Raw genomic sequence first — 21,758 nt, forward strand, 5'->3', positions numbered from 1 at the left:
ACTGCCCGATGATCAGGGCATTTCGCCCTTGGCCGGGTCGACGGGCTGCCCGGCCGGCCGGCAACCGGCTGACGTAGTAGGCGATCTCCCCGTACGACAGGCCTTGACGCGGCACGGACCGGCAGGCACGCTGACTACAGCAAGCTGTTTCACGGGCTTGCGACGGCCAAAGCTGGGTAATGGCACCAGCAGCGGGTCGCCGGATCGGGAGACCGGTCTAGGGGTCCCGGTGTTCGCCAGCCCCCACCAGGCTCCGTGGGAACGCCGCGTTCCGAGCGGTACGGAGGCACCGGTCCCGGTCGCCCCGACCAGCTCCGCGACGTCCTTCGGCGTCGGGCTGGACAGCGGTTAGCCGCTCGGCTACACTGCTAGTTTGCGCTGCCTTCCGACTTGCCTCGCGCCCGGAATGTCCGATCCTGGATATTTTGACCGAGGTTCTTTGGAGTGCGCGCGAAACAGCCGTCTGCAGCACCGGTCCTCGGAAGGACGCATCTTGGCAGCTTCCCGCCCTGCGAAGACCAGTCGTACGTCGAGCGCTTTCGCTCCTCGCCGAATCTCATTCGGCCGGATCACCGAACACCTCGAGGTCCCCAACCTTCTCTCCATCCAGACCGAGTCGTTCGACTGGCTGGTGGGCAACGAGGCTTGGCAGGGCCGGTCGGCTGACGACCCGCACGCACGATCCGGCCTCGCGGAGATCCTCGACGAGATCAGTCCCATTGAGGACTTTTCCGGCACCATGTCGCTTTCCTTCTCCAGCCCGCGCTTCGACGAGGTCAAGGCCTCGATCGAGGAGTGCAAGGAGAAGGACCTGACCTACTGCGCACCGCTCTTCGTCACCGCGGAGTTCACCAACAACACCACCGGCGAGATCAAGAGCCAGACGGTGTTCATGGGTGACTTCCCGATGATGACGCCGAAGGGCACCTTCATCATCAACGGCACCGAGCGCGTGGTGGTCAGCCAGCTCGTCCGGTCCCCGGGCGTGTACTTCGACAAGCAGCCGGACAAGACCTCTGACCGCGACCTGTCCAGCGTCAAGGTGATCCCGAGCCGGGGCGCCTGGCTGGAGTTTGACATCGACAAGCGCGACACCGTCGGTGTCCGCATCGACCGTAAGCGGCGTCAGGCCGTCACCGTCCTGCTCAAGGCCATCGGTTGGTCCGCCGACCGGATCCGGGAGCGGTTCGGCTGGTCCGAGCTGATGATGACCACCCTGGAGAAGGACCACATCGCCGGGGTGGACGAGGCGCTGCTCGACATCTACCGCAAGCTCCGTCCCGGTGAGCCGCCGACCCGCGAGAACGCGCAGACGCTGCTCGACAACCTGTTCTTCAACCCCAAGCGGTACGACGTCGCCAAGGTCGGCCGGTACAAGTTCAACAAGAAGCTCAACCTCGACGTCCCGATCAACTCGGGGACGCTCACCGAGGACGACATCGTCGCCACCGTCGAGTACCTCTGCCGGCTGCACGCCGGTGAGGAGGGCTACGAAGCCGACGACATCGACCACTTCGGCAACCGGCGGCTGCGTACCGTCGGCGAGCTGATCCAGAACCAGGTACGGGTCGGCCTGTCCCGGATGGAGCGGGTCGTCCGCGAGCGGATGACCACGCAGGATGTCGAGGCCATCACGCCGCAGACCCTGATCAACATCCGCCCGGTGGTGGCGGCGATCAAGGAGTTCTTCGGTACCTCGCAGCTGTCCCAGTTCATGGACCAGACCAACCCGCTGGCCGGGTTGACCCACCGTCGGCGGCTCAGCGCGCTCGGCCCGGGTGGTCTGTCCCGGGAGCGGGCCGGCTTCGAGGTCCGTGACGTGCACCCGTCGCACTACGGCCGGATGTGCCCGATCGAGACCCCGGAAGGCCCGAACATCGGTCTGATCGGGGCGTTGTCCACCTTCGGGCGGGTCAACCCGTTCGGCTTCATCGAGACCCCGTACCGCAAGGTCATCGACGGCCGGGTCACCGACCAGATCGACTACCTGACCGCGGACGAGGAGGACCGGTTCGTCAAGGCGCAGGCCAACGCGCCGCTGATGGCAGACGGCACCTTCGCCGAGGACCGGGTCCTGGTCCGACGCAAGGGTGGTGAGGTCGACTTCGTTTCGCCGGCCGCCGTCGACTACATGGACGTCTCACCGCGGCAGATGGTCTCCGTAGCCACCGCGATGATCCCGTTCCTGGAGCACGACGACGCCAACCGGGCGTTGATGGGCGCGAACATGCAGCGCCAGGCGGTGCCGCTGGTCAAGGCGGAGTCCCCGCTGGTCGGCACCGGCATGGAGTACCGTGCCGCGGTTGACGCCGGCGACGTGGTGATCGCCGAGTCCGGCGGCGTGGTCGAGGACCTGTGCGCCGACTACGTCACCGTGCACCAGGACGACGGCCACCGCCGGACCTATTTGCTGCACAAGTTCCGTCGCTCCAACGCCGGCTCCTGCGTCAACCAGAAGCCGACCGTCTTCGAGGGCGACCGGGTCGAGGCCGGCCAGGTCATCGCAGACGGCCCGTGCACCGACGACGGCGAAATGGCCCTCGGCCGCAACCTGCTCGTGGCGTTCATGCCGTGGGAGGGTTACAACTACGAGGACGCCATCATCCTGTCCCAGCGGTTGGTGCAGCAGGACGTGCTCACCTCGATCCACATCGAGGAGCACGAGGTCGACGCCCGGGACACCAAGCTCGGCCCGGAGGAGATCACCCGCGACATCCCGAACGTCAGCGAGGAGATGCTCGCCGACCTCGACGAGCGCGGCATCATCCGGATCGGGGCCGAGGTGGTCCCCGGTGACATCCTGGTCGGCAAGGTCACCCCGAAGGGCGAGACCGAGCTGACCCCGGAGGAGCGGCTGCTGCGGGCGATCTTCGGCGAGAAGGCCAGGGAGGTCCGGGACACCTCGCTGAAGGTGCCGCACGGCGAGACCGGCACGGTGATCGGCGTACGGACCTTCTCCCGCGACGACGGCGACGAGTTGCCGCCCGGCGTCAACGAGCTGGTCCGGGTCTACGTCGCGCAGAAGCGGAAGATTCAGGACGGCGACAAGCTCGCCGGCCGGCACGGCAACAAGGGCGTCATCTCCAAGATCCTGCCGGTCGAGGACATGCCGTTCCTCTCCGACGGCACCCCGGTCGACATCGTGCTCAACCCGCTCGGTGTGCCGGGCCGGATGAACATCGGCCAGATCCTGGAGACCCACCTCGGGTGGGTGGCCAAGACCGGGTGGAAGGTCGAGGGCGACGACGCCGAGTGGAAGGCCGCGCTGCGCGCCATCGGCTCGGACGACGCCGAGCCGGACACCAACGTCGCGACCCCGGTCTTCGACGGTGTCCGCGAGGAGGAGATCACCGGCCTGCTGGGCAGCACCCTGCCCAACCGGGACGGCGTGCAGCTGATCGGCAGCTCGGGTAAGGCCCAGCTGTTCGACGGGCGCTCCGGTGAGCCGTTGCCGGACGCGATCGCGGTCGGCTACATCTACATCCTCAAGCTCAACCACCTGGTCGACGACAAGATCCACGCGCGGTCGACCGGCCCGTACTCGATGATCACCCAGCAGCCGCTCGGCGGTAAGGCGCAGTTCGGTGGCCAGCGCTTCGGTGAGATGGAGTGCTGGGCGATGCAGGCGTACGGCGCCGCCTACGCCCTGCAGGAGCTGCTCACCATCAAGTCGGACGACGTCCTGGGCCGGGTCAAGGTCTACGAGGCGATCGTCAAGGGCGAGAACATCCCCGAGCCGGGCATCCCGGAGTCGTTCAAGGTGCTGCTCAAGGAGCTGCAGTCGCTGTGCCTCAACGTCGAGGTGCTGTCCAGCGACGGCGTGGCTCTGGAGATGCGCGAGACCGACGACGAGGTGTTCCGGGCCGCGGAGGAACTCGGTATCGACCTGTCCCGGCGGGAGCCGAGCTCGGTCGAGGAAGTGTGAGGCGCGGTCGGCGGCCCTGACCCCAGGGCCGCCGACCGGGGCCCCGTGAACCAGCAGTAGCGACGACGACATAGGGGACACGAAACGTGCTCGACGTCAACTTCTTCGACGAGTTGCGCATCGGTCTCGCCACCGCCGACGATATTCGTCAGTGGTCCCACGGCGAGGTCAAGAAGCCCGAGACGATCAACTACCGCACCCTCAAGCCGGAGAAGGACGGGCTCTTCTGCGAGAAGATCTTCGGTCCGCAGCGGGACTGGGAGTGCTACTGCGGCAAGTACAAGCGCGTCCGCTTCAAGGGCATCATCTGTGAGCGGTGCGGCGTCGAGGTGACCCGGTCCAAGGTCCGTCGTGAGCGGATGGGGCACATCGAGCTCGCCGCTCCGGTCACCCACATCTGGTACTTCAAGGGCGTCCCGAGCCGGCTCGGCTACCTGCTCGACCTGGCGCCAAAGGACCTGGAAAAGATCATTTACTTCGCGTCGTACGTGGTGACCGGGGTCGACGCCGAGGCACGCCACCGTGACATTTCGACGATCGAGAACGAGATTTTCGCGGAGAAGCGTCAGTCGGAGAACAGCCGCGACTCGGAGATCGAGAAGCGGGCCGCCAAGCTGGAGGCCGACCTGGCCGAGCTGGAGGCCGAGGGCGCCAAGGCCGACGTACGCCGCAAGGTCAAGGAGTCCGGCGAGCGGGAGATGCGCCAGATCCGCGACCGGGCGCAGCGGGAGATCGACCGGCTCGACGAGGTGCTCGACACTTTCCGCAAGCTGGAGCCGAAGCAGCTGGTCACCGACGAGCTGCTGTACCGGGAGCTGCGCGACCGGTTCGGCGAGTACTTCACCGGCGGGATGGGCGCAGAGGCGATCAAGACCCTGCTGCAGCACATGGACCTGGACGCCGAGGCGGACAACCTGCGGGAAATCATCCGTAGCGGCAAGGGCCAGCGCAAGATCCGGGCCTTGAAGCGGCTCAAGGTGGTCGCCGCGTTCCTCAGCACCCGGAACTCGCCCGGGGGCATGGTCCTCGACTGCGTACCGGTGATCCCGCCGGACCTGCGCCCGATGGTGCAGCTCGACGGTGGCCGGTTCGCCACCAGCGACCTCAACGACCTGTACCGGCGGGTGATCAACCGGAACAACCGGCTCAAGCGGCTGATCGACCTCGGCGCACCCGAGATCATCGTCAACAACGAGAAGCGGATGCTGCAGGAGGCCGTCGACGCGTTGTTCGACAACGGTCGCCGCGGCCGGCCGGTCACCGGCCCGGGTAACCGTCCGCTGAAGTCGCTGTCCGACATGCTCAAGGGCAAGCAGGGCCGGTTCCGGCAGAACCTGCTCGGCAAGCGGGTCGACTACTCCGGCCGATCGGTCATCGTCGTCGGTCCCAAGCTGAAGCTGCACCAGTGCGGTCTGCCCAAGCAGATGGCGCTGGAGCTGTTCAAGCCGTTCGTCATGAAGCGGCTGGTCGACCTCAACCACGCGCAGAACATCAAGTCGGCCAAGCGGATGGTCGAGCGGCAGCGGCCGGTGGTGTGGGACGTGCTCGAAGAGGTCATCTCCGAGCACCCGGTGCTGCTCAACCGGGCACCGACCCTGCACCGGCTGGGCATCCAGGCGTTCGAGCCGCAGCTGGTCGAGGGCAAGGCGATCCAGATCCACCCGTTGGTCTGCACCGCCTTCAACGCCGACTTCGACGGTGACCAGATGGCGGTGCACGTACCGCTGTCGGCCGAGGCGCAGGCCGAGGCCCGGATCCTGATGCTGTCGTCGAACAACATTCTCAAGCCGTCCGACGGCAAGCCGGTGACCATGCCGACCCAGGACATGATCATCGGGCTGTACCACCTCACCCACCGGACCGAGGGTCTGGTGGGGGCGGGTCGGGTGTTCAGCTCGGACGCCGAGGCCCGGATGGCGTTCGACAACGGTGAACTGCACCTGCAGTCGCCGGTCCGGATCCGGCTGCACGGCGTGGTCGAGGTCGACAACGGTGCTGGCGCGTCCCGCTGGGCGGCCCCCGAGGGGTGGCAGCCCGGCGAGCCGCTGATCGTCGACACCACCCTCGGCCGGGTGCTGTTCAACGAGGTCATGCCGATCGGCTACCGGTTCGTCAACTACGAGGTCCGCAAGAGCCAGCTGTCGGCGATCGTCAACGACCTGGCCGAGCGGTTCCCGAAGGTGGCCCTGGCCGCCACTCTGGACGGGCTCAAGGAGGCCGGCTACCACTGGGCCACCTGGTCCGGTGTGACCATCGGCATGCAGGACGTCGTCGCACCGCCGCACAAGCAGGAGACCCTGGAGCGGTACGAGGCGGAGGCCGCCCGGATCGACAAGCAGTACCAGCGTGGTCTGATGACCGGCGAGGAGCGGCGCGGCGAGCTGATCGAGATCTGGACCAAGGCGACCAACGAGATTGCCAAGGACCTGGAGACCTCGCTGCCGCACGAGAACCCGCTGTGGAAGATGATCCACTCGGGTGCTCGAGGCAACCTGCTGCAGCTGCGGCAGATCGCGGCGATCCGTGGCCTGGTGGCCAACCCGAAGGGCGAAATCATCCCGCGGCCGATCAAGTCGAGCTACCGGGAGGGTCTGTCGGTACTGGAGTACTTCATCTCCACCCACGGTGCCCGTAAGGGTCTCGCCGACACCGCCCTGCGGACCGCCGACTCCGGTTACCTGACCCGTCGACTGGTCGACGTGTCGCAGGACGTCATCATCCGCGAGGAGGACTGCGGCACCGACCGGGCGATCACCATGCAGGTCGGTGAGCGGCTCGACGGCAAGCTGGTGGTGCACGAGTTCGCCGAGACCGGCGTGCACGCCCGTACCCTCGCCGAGGACATCAAGGGTGCCGACGGCGAGGTCGTGGTCGAGCGCGGCGCGGACCTCAACTCGATCCTGGTGGACAAGCTGGTCGCCGCCGGGGTCGAGACGGTGCGGGTACGCAGCGTGCTTACCTGCGAGTCGAAGCTGGGTGTCTGCGGCGCCTGCTACGGGCGTTCGCTGCCCACAGGCAAGACGGTGGACATCGGCGAGGCGGTCGGCATCATCGCCGCCCAGTCGATCGGTGAGCCGGGCACCCAGCTGACGATGCGGACCTTCCACACCGGTGGTGTCGCCGGTGAGGACATCACCCAGGGTCTGCCCCGGGTGCAGGAGATCTTCGAGGCCCGGGTGCCGAAGGGCAAGGCACCGATCGCCGACACCCCGGGCCGGGTGCGGATCGAGGACGGCGAACGGTCCCGGAAGATCGTCGTCATCCCGGACGACGGCAGCGACGAGATCGTCCACGACAAGGTCTCCAAGCGGGTCCGGCTGCGGGTGCACGACGGTGACCACGTCACCGTCGGGGAGAAGCTCACCGAGGGCACCATCGATCCGCACGAACTGCTGCGGATCCTCGGCCCGCGGGCGGTCCAGGTCCACCTGACCCAGGAGGTCCAGGAGGTCTACCGCTCGCAGGGTGTGCTGATCCACGACAAGCACATCGAGATCATCATCCGGCAGATGCTCAAGCGGGTGACGGTCATCGACTCCGGCGGCACCGAACTGCTGCCCGGTGTGCTCGTTGACCGCGCGGTATTCGAGTCGGAGAACCGTCGGCTCGTCTCCGAAGGCGGCGAGCCCGCCGCTGGTCGGCCGATGCTGATGGGCATCACCAAGGCGTCGCTGGCCACCGACTCCTGGCTCTCGGCGGCCTCCTTCCAGGAGACCACCCGGGTGCTGACCGACGCGGCGATCAACGCCCGCAGCGACTCGCTGATCGGCCTCAAGGAGAACGTGATCATCGGTAAGCTCATCCCGGCCGGTACCGGCATCAGCAAGTACCGCAACATCAGGGTCGAGCCGACCGAGGAAGCGAAGGCGAAGGTCTACTCGATGACCGGCTACCCGGAGACCGACTACGGGTTCGGGCCGGCCAGCGGGCAGGCCGTACCGCTGGACGACTTCGATTTCGGTTCCTACCGCTGATCAACGGCAGGTACGACTGTCCAGGCGCCTGCCCCGCCGCGACCGCGGCGGGGCAGGCGTTTTCAGCTTGTAGGCTGGCACCGTGCAGGTGACCCCGGTGCCCCAGGCCGCGCACCCGACGCCACGGCATCCGGCGGACCCCGATCCGGTGCGGTCCACCAAGGCCGGAGCCGTCTTCGCGCTCGGGCTGGTCGCGGTGATCACCGGGCTGCTGGTCGGCGGCGTGGTACCGGCCGTGGTGGCGCTGCTGCTGGCCAACCAGGCGCGCCGGGAGGCGTACTCGTCGCGGGGTTACCTGACCGGGGCGGGCTGGCTGCGCCGCGGCGAACGCCTGGCCTGGACGGGCCTGCTCCTCGCCGCCGTGACGTTGACCCTGGCGCTGGTGCTCGGCATCTTCGACTGGGCCACCGGTCCGGTCGGGCAGGACTTCGGCCCCGGTATCGACTGACCGCAGCGGCACTGGGCCGGCCCGAGGGGCCGTCCGGTCCCGGACCACGGCCGGGCCGGTCGCAGGACGAGGAGGAACGCAGGTGACCCAGTTCCCGGGGTACGGGACCGCAGCGCCGCCGGCCGGGCCGCCCGGTGCCCGACCGGTGGCGCCGCCACCGCCGGAGGGACGGCTGTCACCACGGCGAGTGGAGCAGGTGCCCGGCACGAGTTTCGGGCTGGTGCACCTGGAGGTACCGCCGGTGGTGTCCGGCCTGGCGGTGACGTCGTTGATCGCCGGTGTCATCTCGGTGCTGGTGTCGCTCGCCGTCGGCTGCCTGGGCCTGGCCGGCGCGGACGGCGGCTGGGGTGGTTGGGCCGCCGGGGCGTTCACCCTGCTCGGCGCCGCCTTCGGAGCGGCGGCCGTCGGTCTGGGCCTGCTCGGTCTGCGCCAGGTCCGGCAGAACGCGCCGCCGCCGGCGGTACGGTTCACCGGCCGTGGTCTGGCGATCGCCGGGATCAGTAGCGGCGGGGCGGGGCTGGCGGTGACCCTGTTCGGCTTCGCCCTCGCGCTCCTGCTGGTCGCCGCCTGACAACCGCGGGAGCATCCGGTTGGTGCGCAGTACGCCGCCCGCCGGGCCGGCACCCGGGCGAACCGGTACACTTGGTGACCGGAGCGGTCCGCTGCGGCGGAGCAGACAGACGGCCGATCCGAGGTCCGGGGTTCGGGTTCGGAGATTGCGGAGCCGGGGTCAGGAGTTCGGTGTCGCCGTTTTGACCTGCGCGCGGGTGGTGGGTACTCTATCCTCTTGTGCCCGGCCTGCCCGGGCAAGTCGTGCGTGCGCCCGATCCAGACCGGCGGCCCGATCCGGGCCGATGGTCATCGAGCAGCGCAACGGCGAAGTGCAGATCCCGGTGGTTGACAGCTGACGGCCGGGACCGTGTGCGGGCGACACGCCCGACCGCGGGTGCCGGGGCCCTGGTGGGTGGCCGGTCGGAGTGTAGGAGAGTCGGCCTGCGGGGCGGCTGAGGAAGAGTGCGGCCGCCCGTGCGGCCGGAGGGAGCAAAGGAACCCGGTGCCAACGATCCAGCAGCTGGTCCGTAAGGGCCGCCAGGACAAGACGAGCAAGACCAAGACGCCGGCGCTCAAGGGCAGCCCGCAGCGTCGTGGCGTGTGCACCCGTGTGTACACCACCACCCCCAAGAAGCCGAACTCCGCGCTGCGCAAGGTCGCTCGGGTGAAGCTGAGCAGCCAGATCGAGGTGACCGCCTACATCCCCGGCGTCGGCCACAACCTGCAGGAGCACTCCATCGTGCTGGTGCGCGGCGGCCGGGTGAAGGACCTTCCGGGCGTCCGCTACAAGATCGTCCGCGGTTCGCTGGACACCCAGGGTGTCCGCAACCGCAAGCAGGCTCGCAGCCGCTACGGCGCGAAGAAGGAGAAGAGCTGAGATGCCGCGTAAGGGCCCTGCTCCGCGTCGCCCCCTGGTCGCGGACCCGGTGTACAACTCCCCGCTGGTGACCCAGCTGGTCAACAAGATCCTGCTGCGAGGCAAGCGTCAGCTCGCCGAGCGGATCGTCTACGGCGCCCTGGAGGGTTGCCGGGAGAAGTCCGGCACCGATCCGGTCGTCACCCTCAAGCGCGCCATGGACAACGTGAAGCCGACCCTGGAGGTCCGCAGCCGTCGGGTCGGCGGCGCGACGTACCAGGTTCCGGTCGAGGTGCGCCCGTCCCGGGCGACCACCCTCGGGCTGCGCTGGCTCGTCCAGTACTCCAAGGCCCGCCGGGAGAAGACGATGATCGAGCGGCTGATGAACGAGCTGCTGGACGCGAGCAACGGTCTCGGCGCGGCGGTCAAGCGTCGCGAGGACACCCACAAGATGGCGGAGTCCAACAAGGCCTTCGCTCACTACCGCTGGTAAGCCGCTGTCATGCCCGCCGGCATAGCCGCGCAGACACAGTCGACGACGAGACGAAGTAGGGATTGAAGTGGCCGCCGTAGACGCGCTCGCCAAGGTACGCAACATCGGCATCATGGCGCACATCGATGCCGGTAAGACCACGACCACTGAGCGGATCCTGTTCTACACCGGTATCACGTACAAGATCGGTGAAGTCCACGAGGGCGCTGCCGTCATGGACTGGATGGAGCAGGAGCAGGAGCGGGGCATCACCATCACCTCCGCCGCCACCAAGTGCGAGTGGAAGGGCCACACGATCCAGATCATCGACACACCGGGCCACGTCGACTTCACGGTTGAGGTCGAGCGGTCGTTGCGGGTGCTCGATGGGGCGGTCGCGGTCTACGACGGCGTGGCCGGTGTGGAGCCGCAGACCGAGAACGTGTGGCGGCAGGCGGACAAGTACAAGGTCCCCCGGATGTGCTTCGTCAACAAGCTCGACCGGACCGGGGCCGACTTCTTCCGCTGCGTGCAGATGATGGTGGACCGACTCAACGCCACCCCGCTGGTGCTGCAGATCCCGATCGGCCTCGAAAGCGGTCACATCGGTGTCGTCGACCTGGTCGAGATGCGGGCGCTGACCTGGCGTGGTGAGACGATGAAGGGCGAGGACTACGCGGTCGAGGAGATCCCGGCCGACCTCGCCGACTCGGCCGCCGAGTGGCGGGAGAAGCTGCTGGAGACCCTCGCCGACGTGGACGACTCCATCATGGAGAAGTACCTCGAGGGTGAGGAGTTGTCGGTCGAGGAGGTCAAGGCGGCGATCCGCCGGGCCACCCTCGCCGACAAGGGCAACCCGGTGCTGTGTGGTTCGGCGTTCAAGAACAAGGGCGTTCAGCCGATGCTGGACGCGGTGGTCGAGTACTTGCCGTCGCCGCTCGACGTGCCGGCGATCGAGGGCACCGCGACGGACGGCGAGACGCCGATGCTGCGGAAGCCATCAACGACGGAGCCGTTCTCCGGCCTGGCGTTCAAGATCCAGACCGACCGGCACCTCGGCAAGCTGACCTATGTACGGGTCTACTCCGGCTCGCTGGACTCCGGGTCCCAGGTGATCAACTCCACCAAGGATCGCAAGGAGCGGATCGGCAAGATCTACCAGATGCACGCGAACAAGCGTGAGGAGCGGGCGACGGCGGTCGCCGGCGACATCATCGCCGTCCAGGGCCTGAAGCAGACCACCACCGGCGACACCCTGTCCGACCCGGCGAACCCGGTCATCCTGGAGTCGATGACGTTCCCGGAGCCGGTCATCGAGGTGGCGATCGAGCCCAAGACAAAGGCCGACCAGGAGAAGCTCTTCACCGCTATCCAGCGGTTGGCCGAGGAGGACCCGACCTTCCGCGTCAAGAACGACGAGGAGACCGGGCAGACGGTCATCGCCGGCATGGGCGAGCTGCACCTGGACATTCTGGTCGACCGGATGCGCCGCGAGTTCAACGTCGAGGCCAACATTGGTAAGCCGCAGGTGGCGTACCGGGAGACCATCCGCCGGAAGGTGGAAAAGGTTGAGTACACCCACAAGAAGCAGACCGGTGGGTCCGGCCAGTACGCCCGGGTGATCATCAGTCTGGAGCCGCTGCCGCTGGACAACGAGGCGCCGACCTACGAGTTCGCCAACGCGGTGACCGGTGGTCGGGTGCCGCGGGAGTTCATCCCGTCGGTCGACGCCGGTGCCCAGGACGCCATGCAGTACGGCATCCTCGCCGGCTTCCCGCTGGTCGGGGTCAAGCTGACCTTGGTCGACGGGCAGTACCACGAGGTGGACTCGTCCGAGATGGCGTTCAAGATCGCTGGTTCGATGGCGCTCAAGGAGGCCGCCCGTCGGGCGGATCCCGCGCTGCTCGAACCGATGATGGCCGTTGAGGTCACCTCTCCAGAGGAGAACATGGGTGACGTCATCGGCGACCTCAACTCCCGGCGTGGCATCATCCAGGCGATGGAGGAGCGCGGCGGAGCCCGCGTCGTCCGTGCCCTGGTGCCACTGTCGGAGATGTTCGGCTACGTCGGCGACCTGCGGTCGAAGACCCAGGGCCGGGCGAGCTACAGCATGCAGTTCGACTCCTACGCCGAAGTGCCGCAGAGCGTGGCGAAGGAGATCATCGCGAAGGCGACGGGCGAGTAACGGGTCGGGGAGTTGACCCTCCCCGGCCCGTCTCGGGCGAATTGCATACCGGGCCTGAAGGCGTGACCGCCGCAAGACCCGAGCACTTCCCGGTCGCCGACATTGGACCGGAAAGGCTGTCGACAGAGTCCTAAGCGCCGAACGGCGCGCCGGGCGTACGAACCAAGAAGTCCACAGGAGGACACCAGTGGCGAAGGCGAAGTTCGAGCGGACTAAGCCGCACGTCAACATCGGCACCATTGGTCACATCGACCACGGTAAGACGACGCTGACGGCGGCCATCACCAAGGTCCTGCACGACAGGATGCCGGACCTCAACCCGTACACGCCGTTCGACGAGATCGACAAGGCGCCGGAGGAGAAGGCCCGCGGCATCACGATCTCGATCGCGCACGTCGAGTACCAGACCGAGGCGCGGCACTACGCGCACGTCGACTGCCCCGGGCACGCCGACTACATCAAGAACATGATCACCGGTGCCGCGCAGATGGACGGCGCGATCCTGGTGGTCGCGGCGACCGACGGCCCGATGCCGCAGACCCGCGAGCACGTGCTGCTGGCCCGTCAGGTCGGCGTCCCGTACATCGTCGTGGCGCTCAACAAGAGCGACATGGTCGACGACGAGGAGCTGCTCGAGCTGGTCGAGCTTGAGGTCCGTGAGCTGCTGTCGGCCCAGGAGTACCCGGGTGACGACCTGCCGGTGGTTCGGGTCTCCGCGCTGAAGGCGCTGGAGGGCGACGAAGAGTGGTCCGACAAGCTCATGGAGCTGATGAACGCGGTCGACACCGCGATTCCGCAGCCCGAGCGGGAGACCGAGAAGCCGTTCCTGATGCCGATCGAGGACGTCTTCACGATCACCGGTCGGGGCACCGTGGTGACCGGTCGCGCCGAGCGTGGCGTGCTCAAGCCGAACGAGGAGGTGGAAATCGTCGGCATCCGTGAGAAGTCGATGAAGACCACCTGCACCGGTATCGAAATGTTCCGCAAGCTGCTCGACGAGGCGCGGGCCGGTGAGAACGTCGGTCTGCTGCTGCGTGGTATCAAGCGCGAGGACGTCGAGCGCGGCATGGTGGTCATCAAGCCGGGTACCACCACCCCGCACACGGAGTTCGAGGCGACGGTTTACATCCTCTCCAAGGAGGAGGGCGGCCGGCACACCCCGTTCTTCCAGAACTACCGTCCGCAGTTCTACTTCCGGACCACCGACGTGACCGGTGTGGTCACGCTGCCGGAGGGCACCGAGATGGTCATGCCCGGTGACAACACCTCGATGAGCGTGAAGCTGATTCAGCCGATCGCCATGGAGGAGAACCTGAAGTTCGCGATCCGGGAGGGTGGCCGCACCGTCGGCGCCGGCCGGGTCACCAAGATCATCAAGTGAACTGGTAACCCGATTGGCCATGCCGTGCCTCGGTACGGCATACTAGTCAGGTTGCGTCCGCGTAGGGTGGCTGGCTGCCCGGCAGCCAGCCACCCTCGCACGGCGTCCGGGGCAGATTTGCCGCGGCACCCGCACTGATCGGCAGCGTACGGCTTTCGCCGTTTCGTCGACCGGGGTGGTGATGCCGCCGGCCTGGCCCGGTGCCCAAGACCTCAGCGGTGGGGATCGTCTCCGCGTGGGGCCAGATCGCTCCGGAGTCCCGGGGTGGAGCCTGGTCAGCGGTTGCGACACGCCCGACCGCGGGGGTCGGACACCGAAATGAAACGGCAGCGCCGGGGTCCGACCGGCGGCATCCGCTCCGGCGAGCGGGCTCCATTGCGGGCGGAGAGAGAAGGAACAGAAGCCACCATGGCGGGACAAAAGATCCGCATCCGGCTCAAGGCCTATGACCACGAGGTCGTGGACTCCTCGGCGCGGAAGATCGTCGAGACGGTGACGCGCACCGGCGCTCAGGTCGCAGGCCCGGTGCCGCTGCCCACTGAGATCAACCGTTTCTGCGTCATCCGTTCGCCGCACAAGTACAAGGACTCGCGCGAGCACTTCGAGATGCGCACGCACAAGCGTCTGATCGACATCATCGACCCGACTCCGAAGACGGTCGATTCGCTGATGCGCCTCGACCTGCCGGCTGGCGTCGACATCGAGATCAAGCTGTAGGGACCGGACAATGGACAGGCAAGTGAAGGGCATCCTGGGCGCCAAGCTCGGCATGACCCAGGTCTGGGACAACAACCGGGTCGTCCCGGTGACAGTGGTGCAGGCCGGCCCGTGCGTGGTGACCCAGGTGCGGACCGCCGACAAGGACGGTTACTCCGCGGTCCAGCTCGCGTTCGGCGCGGTCGACCCGCGCAAGGTGAACAAGCCGGAATCCGGGCACTTCGCCAAGTCCGGCGTGGCGCCGCGGCGGCACCTGGTCGAGCTGCGCACCACGGACGCCAGCGAGTACGAGCTGGGCCAGGAAATCACCGTCGAGACCTTCGAGCCGGGTGCCCGGGTCGACGTCACCGGCCGGACCAAGGGCAAGGGCTTCGCCGGTGTCATGAAGCGGCACGGCTTCCACGGCCTGCGGGCCAGCCACGGTGTCGAGCGCAAGCACCGCTCGCCCGGTTCGATCGGCGCCTGCGCTACCCCGGGTCGCGTCTTCAAGGGCGTCAAGATGGCCGGTCGCATGGGTAGCGTGCGCTACACCGTGCAGAACCTCACTGTGCAGGCGGTCGACCCGGAGAGCAACCTGCTGCTCGTCAAGGGCGCGATCCCGGGCCCGGCGGGCGCGCTGATCCTGGTCCGCAGCGCGGCGAAGGCGCAGGCGAAGAAGGGCGGTGCCGCCAAATGACCACCGTTGACGTGATCAACCCCGAGGGTGCCAAGAGCGGCACCGTCGACCTGCCGGGCGAGGTCTTCGACGTACAGGCCAACATCGCCCTGATGCACCAGGTCGTGGTCGCCCAGCTCGCCGCCGCGCGGCAGGGCACCCACAAGACCAAGACCCGCGGCGAGGTCGCCGGCGGCGGCAAGAAGCCGTACAAGCAGAAGGGCACCGGCCGGGCCCGGCAGGGCTCGATCCGCGCGCCGCAGTTCGCCGGCGGTGGCGTGGTGCACGGCCCGGTGCCGCGTGACTACAGCCAGCGGACCCCCAAGAAGATGAAGGTCGCCGCGCTGCGCGGTGCCCTCTCCGACCGGGCGCGGTCCGGGCAACTGCACGTCGTGGAGGCGTTCGTCACCGGCGAGCAGCCGTCGACCAAGAGCGCCCTGGCCACGCTGCGCAAGGTCAGCTCCGCCACGCGGGTGCTGGTCGTGCTGAGCGCGACCGACGAGCTCAACTGGCTGTCGCTGCGCAACCTGCGCAACAGCACGCCGTTGGTGCACCTCATCGAGGTGGGTCAGCTCAACACGTACGACGTGCTGGTCGCCGACGACGTGGTCTTCACCAAGGGAGCTCTCGACGAGTTCCTCGGTGTTCCGGCGCAGACCGAGGAGGGCGACAAGTGAGCACGATTGCCGACCCGCGCGACATCATCGTGGCGCCGGTGGTCTCGGAGAAGAGCTACGCCGAGCTCAACCGGAACTGGTACACGTTCCTGGTCAACCCGGACGCCAACAAGACCCAGATCAAGATCGCGATCCAGCAGATCTTCGACGTCCGCGTGCTGACCGTGAACACGCTCAACCGCGAAGGCAAGCGCAAGCGCACCCGTACCGGCTTCGGTCAGCGCAAGGCGACCAAGCGGGCGATGGTGAAGCTGGCCGACGGTGACCGTATCGAGGCCTTCGGCGGCCCGGTCAGCTGAGGGGTGTAGACAATGCCAATCCGTAAGTACAAGCCGACGACGCCGGGCCGCCGTGGTTCGTCCGTCGCCGACTTCGTCGAGATCACCCGGTCCACACCGGAGAAGTCGCTGCTGGTGCCGCTGCCCAAGAAGGGCGGTCGGAACACGCACGGCCGAATCACCGCCCGGCACCACGGCGGTGGCCACAAGCGCCAGTACCGGCTGATCGACTTCAAGCGGGTCGACAAGGACGGCGTACCGGCGAAGGTCGCGCACATCGAGTACGACCCGAACCGGACCGCTCGGATCGCGCTGCTGCACTACGCCGACGGTGAGAAGCGCTACATCATCGCGCCGAAGGACCTGAAGCAGGGCGACACCGTCGAGTCCGGTCCCGGCGCCGACATCAAGCCCGGCAACAACCTGGCGCTGCGCAACATCCCGGTCGGTTCCACCATCCACGGTGTGGAGCTGCGGCCGGGTGGCGGCGCCAAGCTGGCCCGCTCGGCCGGCACCGGCATCCAGCTGCTCGGCCGGGAGGGCGCCTACGCGACGCTGCGGATGCCCTCCGGCGAGATCCGCCGGGTCGACGTGCGCTGCCGGGCCACCATCGGCGAGATCGGCAACGCCGACCAGTCAAACATCAACTGGGGCAAGGCGGGCCGCATGCGGTGGAAGGGCAAGCGCCCGACTGTCCGTGGCGTCGCGATGAACCCGGTCGACCACCCGCACGGTGGTGGTGAGGGCAAGACCTCCGGTGGTCGCCACCCGGTGAACCCGAAGGGCAAGCCGGAGGGCCGGACCCGTCGTAAGGGCCAGCCGAGTGACCGGCTGATCGTCCGCCGCCGCTACGCCACCCGCAAGCGCGGCTAGAAGGAGTCTGGTAGCACATGCCTCGCAGCCTGAAGAAGGGCCCGTTCGTCGACGACCACCTGATGAAGAAGGTGGAGACGCAGAACGACAAGGGCTCGAAGAACGTCATCAAGACCTGGTCGCGGCGCTCGACGATCACCCCGGAGATGCTCGGGCACACGATCGCCGTGCACGACGGGCGCAAGCACGTCCCGGTGTTCATCACCGAGTCGATGGTCGGGCACAAGCTCGGCGAGTTTGCCCTGACCCGCACCTTCAAGGGTCATGAGAAGGACGACCGCAAGAGCCGTCGGCGCTGAGTCGCGGGCACGGATAGAGGATCAAGGGGTTACAGCGATGCCAGTGAAGGGCGACGCTCCGGTGCTTCCGGGCGCGCGGGCGGTTGCGCGGTACGTGCGCATCTCGCCGATGAAGGCGCGTCGGGTGGTCGACCTCGTCCGCGGTCTGCCCGCGAAGGAGGCACTCACCGTCCTGCAGTTCGCGCCGCAGGCCGCCAGTGAGCAGGTGTACAAGGTGCTGGCCAGCGCGATCGCCAACGCCGAGAACAACGAGCAGCTGGACCCCGACGCGCTGCTGGTCAGCGAGGCGTTCGTGGACGAGGGTCCGACGCTGAAGCGGTACCGGCCACGGGCGCAGGGCCGGGCGTACCGGATCCGTAAGCGGACCTGCCACATCACCATCGCGGTGGAGGCCGTCGTCGCGGCGAAGCCGACGCGGCGCGCGGCCAAGGCCCAGCCGGCGAAGGCCGCGAAGAAGGCCCAGCCGACCGACGCGCAGCCGGCGGCCGTGGAGCAGACCGAGAGCACGGCGCAGGGCGGCACGACCGCGAACGAGCCGGCCGGCGGCAAGCAGAGCAGCACGGAGGGTGCCGAGTAATGGGTCAGAAAGTTCACCCGCACGGGTTCCGGCTCGGCATCTCGACCGACTGGAAGTCGCGCTGGTACGCGGACAAGCTGTACAAGGACTACATCGCCGAGGACGTCAAGATTCGCCGGATGATGTCCAGCGGTCTCGAGCGGGCCGGCATCTCCAAGGTGGACATCGAGCGGACCCGTGACCGGGTCCGGGTCGACATCCACACCGCCCGCCCGGGCATCGTCATCGGCCGCAAAGGCGCCGAGGCGGACCGGATCCGGGGCAAGCTGGAAAAGCTCACCGGCAAGCAGGTGCAGCTGAACATCCTCGAGGTGAAGAGCCCCGAGTCGGACGCACAGTTGGTCGCGCAGGGCGTCGCCGAGCAGCTGGCCAGCCGGGTCAGCTTCCGGCGGGCGATGCGTAAGGCCATGCAGTCGGCGATGAAGAACCCGATTGTCAAGGGTATCCGGGTGCAGGTCTCCGGCCGGCTCGGCGGTGCGGAGATGAGCCGTACCGAGTTCTACCGCGAGGGTCGGGTGCCGCTGCACACGCTGCGGGCCAACATCGAGTACGGCTTCTTCGAGGCCCGGACCACCTTTGGCCGCATCGGCGTCAAGGTGTGGATCTACAAGGGCGACGCGGTCCCGGGGCGGGAGGCTCCGGCCGAGGCGCCCAGCCGTCCCCGCCGGGAGCGGCCGGACCGGCCCCGTCGCGGGCGTTCCGGCTCCAGCGGGACGACCGCCGGTGGCACCGAGGCCGGCCGAGCGGCCGCCGCGGGGATTTCCGGTGGCCCGTCGACCACGACCAGCAGTGCCGCGCCGGCTGATGCCGCGCCGGCCACTCCGGCCGCTTCGGCCGGAGCGGACAGCTCAGCGCAGGAGGGCTGACAGATGCTGATCCCGCGCAAGCCCCCGAAGGGCTTCCGCAAGCCGCATCACCCGAGCCGTACTGGCGCCGCCAAGGGCGGCACCCGGGTGGTGTTCGGCGAGTTCGGTATCCAGGCGCTCGAGCCGGCGTATGTGACCAACCGTCAGATCGAGTCGGCCCGTATCGCCATGACCCGCCACATCAAGCGTGGTGGCAAGGTCTGGATCACGGTCTTCCCCGACCAGGCGCTGACCAAGAAGCCGGCCGAGACCCGGATGGGGTCCGGTAAGGGCTCGCCCGAGTGGTGGGTCGCCAACATCAAGCCGGGACGGGTGCTCTTCGAGATGTCCTTCCCGAACGAGCAGATCGCGCGTGAGGCGATGCGTCGTGCGATCCACAAGCTCCCGATGAAGTGCCGCATCGTGACGCGCGAAGTGGGTGAAAGCTGATGGCAGCGGGCGTTTCGGCCGCCGAGCTGCGTGAACTCTCCGAGCAGGAGCTGGTCACGAAGCTGCGGGAGGCCAAGGCGGAGCTGTTCAACCTCCGCGTGCAGGCCGCGACCGGTCAGCTGGACAACAACCGCCGGCTGCAGGTCATCCGTCGGGAGATCGCCCGGATCTACACGATCATGCGTGAGCGTGAGTTGGGACTCTCCGCCGCGCCGACTGAGGTGGCTGCATCATGAGTGAGAACACCGCCCCCGAGCAGGGCGCAACGGTCGTCCGGGCCCGCCGCAAGGTTCGCGAAGGGCTCGTGGTCAGCGACAAGATGGAAAAGACCGTCGTCGTCGAGGTCGAGGACCGGGTCAAGCACCGGCTGTACGGCAAGGTCATGCGCCGTACCAGCAAGCTGAAGGCACACGACGAGCAGAACGCGTGCGGGGTCGGTGACCGGGTGCTGCTGATGGAGACCCGGCCGCTGTCCGCCACCAAGCGGTGGCGGGTCGTCGAGATCCTCGAGAAGGCGAAGTAGCCGGGCGACCCGTCCGCCGCCGTCGCGCGGCGTTCGGGTCGGTCGGGTCCGGATGGCAGCCCGCGCGTAGCGCGGACCAGGTTCTTCCAAGCTCCGGGTGACCGGAGGACTGGCAGACATAGGAGATAGACGTGATCCAGCAGGAGTCGCGACTGCGTGTCGCCGACAACACGGGTGCCCGGGAGATCCTGTGCATCCGGGTGCTCGGTGGCTCCGGTCGGCGCTACGCAGGCATCGGCGACGTGATCGTCGGGACGGTCAAGGACGCGATTCCCGGCGCCGGCGTGAAGAAGGGCGACGTGGTGAAGGCCGTCGTGGTCCGGACCGCGAAGGAGAAGCGGCGGCCGGACGGGTCGTACATCCGCTTCGACGAGAACGCTGCCGTCATCATCAAGGACGGTGGGGACCCGCGCGGTACCCGCATCTTCGGCCCGGTCGGGCGTGAGCTGCGGGACAAGCGGTTCATGAAGATCATTTCTTTGGCGCCGGAGGTGCTGTGACCGTGAAGGTGAAGAAGGGCGACACGGTCGTCGTCATCGCCGGTAAGGACAAGGGTGCCAAGGGCAAGGTCATCGCGGCCTACCCACGGCAGGACAAGGTCCTCGTCGAAGGCGTGAACCGGATCAAGAAGCACACCCGCATCCAGACCACCCAGCGCGGCGGGCAGACCGGTGGCATCGTCACCCAGGAAGCTCCGATCCACGTCTCGAACGTGCAGGTGCTCGACTCCGACGGCAAGCCGACCCGGGTCGGTTACCGGTTCGACGACAGCGGCCAGAAGGTGCGGATCGCGCGTAGCAACGGTAAGGACCTGTGATGACCACCGCTACCCAGACCAGGCCGGCGCCGCGCCTCAAGCAGCGGTACCGCGAGGAGACCATCGCGCAACTGCGTGAGCAGTTCCAGTACGCGAACCCGATGCAGGTTCCGGGGCTCGTCAAGATCGTCGTGAACATGGGTGTCGGCGAGGCCGCCCGGGACGCCAAGCTGATCGACGGCGCCATGCGTGACCTGGCCACCATCACCGGTCAGAAGCCGCAGGTGCGTCGGGCGACCAAGTCGATCGCGCAGTTCAAGCTCCGCGAGGGGATGCCAATCGGGGCGAAGGTCACCCTGCGCGGCGACCGGATGTGGGAGTTCCTGGACCGGCTGCTGTCCATCGCGCTGCCCCGGATCCGGGACTTCCGCGGGCTGGACGGTCGCAAGCTCGACGGCAACGGCAACTACACCTTCGGGCTCACCGAGCAGTCGGTGTTCCACGAGATCGACCAGGACCGGATCGACCGCACCCGGGGCATGGACATCACGGTGGTGACCACCGCCAAGACCGACGACGAGGGCCGGGCGCTGCTCAAGCTCCTGGGCTTCCCGTTCAAGGAGAACTGAGCTATGGCCAAGAAGGCGCTGATCATCAAGGCCGCCGCGAAGCCGAAGTTCTCGGTGCGCGCGTACACCCGCTGCCAGCGGTGCGGGCGGCCCAAGGCGGTCTACCGCAAGTTCGGCCTCTGCCGGGTTTGCATCCGGGAGATGGCGCACCGCGGTGAGCTGCCCGGCGTGTCCAAGGCTTCCTGGTAACCCCACCTTGACAGGTCTTCGCCGTAGGCCCGGTGGCACAGCCACCGGGAACCCCGGCGAGAAAGGTTGACGAGACCCATGACGATGACCGACCCGATCGCAGACATGCTGACCCGTCTGCGCAACGCCAACCAGGCGTACCACGACCGGGTGACGATGCCGTACTCGAAGGTCAAGGCGAACATCGCCGAGGTCCTCAAGGCCGAGGGTTACATCTCGACCTGGCAGGTCGAGGACCCCGCAGAGGGTGCCGTCGGCCGGCGGCTGGTGGTCGATTTGAAGTACGGCCAGAACCGGGAGCGCAGCCTCGCCGGGATCAAGCGCGTGTCCAAGCCGGGTCTGCGGGTGTACGCCAAGTCGGATGAGCTGCCCCGGGTGCTCGGCGGCCTGGGCGTGGCGATCATTTCGACGTCCCAGGGGCTGCTCACCGACCGGCAGGCCCGTAAGCGGAGCGTGGGCGGGGAAGTCCTCGCCTTCGTCTGGTAATCGGGAGACT

The 21,758-nt window shown here is 67.8% G+C and carries 24 protein-coding genes; all 24 read left to right on the top strand.

Annotated elements, in window-relative coordinates; translation table 11 throughout:
• Nucleotides 1-493 precede the first annotated feature (493 nt).
• Nucleotides 494-3,925 (top strand): DNA-directed RNA polymerase subunit beta, encoded by a 3,432-nt coding sequence (locus tag ACFHWS_RS00315; protein WP_416551270.1) that lies wholly within the window; start codon nt 494-496, stop codon nt 3,923-3,925.
• A gap of 86 nt (nt 3,926-4,011) precedes the next feature.
• Nucleotides 4,012-7,899, top strand: a complete 3,888-nt coding sequence (locus tag ACFHWS_RS00320; protein WP_416551271.1) for a DNA-directed RNA polymerase subunit beta' — start codon at nt 4,012-4,014, stop codon at nt 7,897-7,899.
• An 82-nt stretch (nt 7,900-7,981) separates the two neighbouring features.
• A complete protein-coding gene (locus tag ACFHWS_RS00325; RefSeq protein ID WP_416551272.1) occupies nt 7,982-8,347 on the top strand; it encodes a hypothetical protein in 366 nt (121 codons plus the stop codon).
• Nucleotides 8,348-8,543: 196 nt separating this feature from the next.
• A complete protein-coding gene (locus ACFHWS_RS00330) occupies nt 8,544-8,918 on the top strand; it encodes a hypothetical protein (protein WP_416551406.1) in 375 nt (124 codons plus the stop codon).
• A gap of 483 nt (nt 8,919-9,401) precedes the next feature.
• Nucleotides 9,402-9,776, top strand: a complete 375-nt coding sequence (gene rpsL, locus ACFHWS_RS00335) for a 30S ribosomal protein S12 (RefSeq protein ID WP_123606153.1) — start codon at nt 9,402-9,404, stop codon at nt 9,774-9,776.
• Between the two features lies 1 nt (nt 9,777).
• The gene (rpsG, locus tag ACFHWS_RS00340) at nt 9,778-10,248 is read left to right on the top strand and encodes a 30S ribosomal protein S7 (protein ID WP_278112081.1); all 471 of its coding nucleotides are present in this window, start codon (nt 9,778-9,780) and stop codon (nt 10,246-10,248) included.
• A 67-nt stretch (nt 10,249-10,315) separates the two neighbouring features.
• The gene (gene fusA, locus ACFHWS_RS00345; protein ID WP_416551273.1) at nt 10,316-12,412 is read left to right on the top strand and encodes an elongation factor G; all 2,097 of its coding nucleotides are present in this window, start codon (nt 10,316-10,318) and stop codon (nt 12,410-12,412) included.
• Nucleotides 12,413-12,599: 187 nt separating this feature from the next.
• The gene (gene tuf / locus ACFHWS_RS00350) at nt 12,600-13,793 is read left to right on the top strand and encodes an elongation factor Tu (RefSeq protein WP_281551894.1); all 1,194 of its coding nucleotides are present in this window, start codon (nt 12,600-12,602) and stop codon (nt 13,791-13,793) included.
• Between the two features lie 408 nt (nt 13,794-14,201).
• Complete coding sequence (gene rpsJ, locus ACFHWS_RS00355) at nt 14,202-14,510, top strand: 30S ribosomal protein S10 (protein WP_007073037.1); 309 nt, start codon at nt 14,202-14,204, stop codon at nt 14,508-14,510.
• Nucleotides 14,511-14,520: 10 nt separating this feature from the next.
• Nucleotides 14,521-15,186 (top strand): 50S ribosomal protein L3, encoded by a 666-nt coding sequence (gene rplC / locus ACFHWS_RS00360; RefSeq protein ID WP_278173677.1) that lies wholly within the window; start codon nt 14,521-14,523, stop codon nt 15,184-15,186.
• Nucleotides 15,183-15,842: a 50S ribosomal protein L4 gene (rplD, locus tag ACFHWS_RS00365; RefSeq protein ID WP_416551274.1), complete on the top strand. Its 660-nt coding sequence runs from the start codon at nt 15,183-15,185 to the stop codon at nt 15,840-15,842. The genes rplC and rplD overlap by 4 nt, the downstream gene beginning before the upstream one ends.
• A complete protein-coding gene (rplW, locus tag ACFHWS_RS00370) occupies nt 15,839-16,141 on the top strand; it encodes a 50S ribosomal protein L23 (RefSeq protein ID WP_416551275.1) in 303 nt (100 codons plus the stop codon). Before rplD ends, rplW begins: the two co-directional genes overlap by 4 nt.
• 12 nt (nt 16,142-16,153) lie before the next feature.
• Entirely contained in the window at nt 16,154-16,993 is an 840-nt protein-coding gene (gene rplB, locus ACFHWS_RS00375; RefSeq protein ID WP_416551276.1) for a 50S ribosomal protein L2, read from the top strand.
• 17 nt (nt 16,994-17,010) lie between these two features.
• The gene (gene rpsS, locus ACFHWS_RS00380) at nt 17,011-17,292 is read left to right on the top strand and encodes a 30S ribosomal protein S19 (RefSeq protein ID WP_123606145.1); all 282 of its coding nucleotides are present in this window, start codon (nt 17,011-17,013) and stop codon (nt 17,290-17,292) included.
• 37 nt (nt 17,293-17,329) lie between these two features.
• On the top strand, nt 17,330-17,869 hold the full coding sequence (gene rplV, locus ACFHWS_RS00385; protein WP_416551277.1) for a 50S ribosomal protein L22: 540 nt from the start codon (nt 17,330-17,332) through the stop codon (nt 17,867-17,869).
• Entirely contained in the window at nt 17,869-18,735 is an 867-nt protein-coding gene (gene rpsC, locus ACFHWS_RS00390) for a 30S ribosomal protein S3 (protein WP_416551278.1), read from the top strand. Before rplV ends, rpsC begins: the two co-directional genes overlap by 1 nt.
• A gap of 3 nt (nt 18,736-18,738) precedes the next feature.
• On the top strand, nt 18,739-19,164 hold the full coding sequence (gene rplP / locus ACFHWS_RS00395) for a 50S ribosomal protein L16 (protein ID WP_123606142.1): 426 nt from the start codon (nt 18,739-18,741) through the stop codon (nt 19,162-19,164).
• Nucleotides 19,164-19,400, top strand: a complete 237-nt coding sequence (gene rpmC / locus ACFHWS_RS00400) for a 50S ribosomal protein L29 (RefSeq protein ID WP_416551279.1) — start codon at nt 19,164-19,166, stop codon at nt 19,398-19,400. The genes rplP and rpmC overlap by 1 nt, the downstream gene beginning before the upstream one ends.
• Nucleotides 19,397-19,687, top strand: coding sequence for a 30S ribosomal protein S17 (rpsQ, locus tag ACFHWS_RS00405; RefSeq protein ID WP_123606140.1), 291 nt, complete (start codon nt 19,397-19,399; stop codon nt 19,685-19,687). Before rpmC ends, rpsQ begins: the two co-directional genes overlap by 4 nt.
• Nucleotides 19,688-19,818: 131 nt before the next feature.
• The gene (gene rplN / locus ACFHWS_RS00410; RefSeq protein ID WP_123606139.1) at nt 19,819-20,187 is read left to right on the top strand and encodes a 50S ribosomal protein L14; all 369 of its coding nucleotides are present in this window, start codon (nt 19,819-19,821) and stop codon (nt 20,185-20,187) included.
• Nucleotides 20,184-20,504 (top strand): 50S ribosomal protein L24, encoded by a 321-nt coding sequence (rplX, locus tag ACFHWS_RS00415; RefSeq protein WP_123606138.1) that lies wholly within the window; start codon nt 20,184-20,186, stop codon nt 20,502-20,504. The genes rplN and rplX overlap by 4 nt, the downstream gene beginning before the upstream one ends.
• Nucleotides 20,504-21,073: a 50S ribosomal protein L5 gene (gene rplE, locus ACFHWS_RS00420; protein ID WP_278173693.1), complete on the top strand. Its 570-nt coding sequence runs from the start codon at nt 20,504-20,506 to the stop codon at nt 21,071-21,073. The genes rplX and rplE overlap by 1 nt, the downstream gene beginning before the upstream one ends.
• A 3-nt stretch (nt 21,074-21,076) precedes the next feature.
• The gene (locus tag ACFHWS_RS00425) at nt 21,077-21,262 is read left to right on the top strand and encodes a type Z 30S ribosomal protein S14 (protein ID WP_007465272.1); all 186 of its coding nucleotides are present in this window, start codon (nt 21,077-21,079) and stop codon (nt 21,260-21,262) included.
• A gap of 78 nt (nt 21,263-21,340) precedes the next feature.
• Nucleotides 21,341-21,748, top strand: a complete 408-nt coding sequence (rpsH, locus tag ACFHWS_RS00430) for a 30S ribosomal protein S8 (RefSeq protein WP_123606136.1) — start codon at nt 21,341-21,343, stop codon at nt 21,746-21,748.
• Nucleotides 21,749-21,758 lie beyond the last annotated feature (10 nt).

This window comes from Micromonospora sp. LOL_013, assembly GCF_048060315.1.
Lineage (GTDB): Bacteria > Actinomycetota > Actinomycetes > Mycobacteriales > Micromonosporaceae > Micromonospora_E.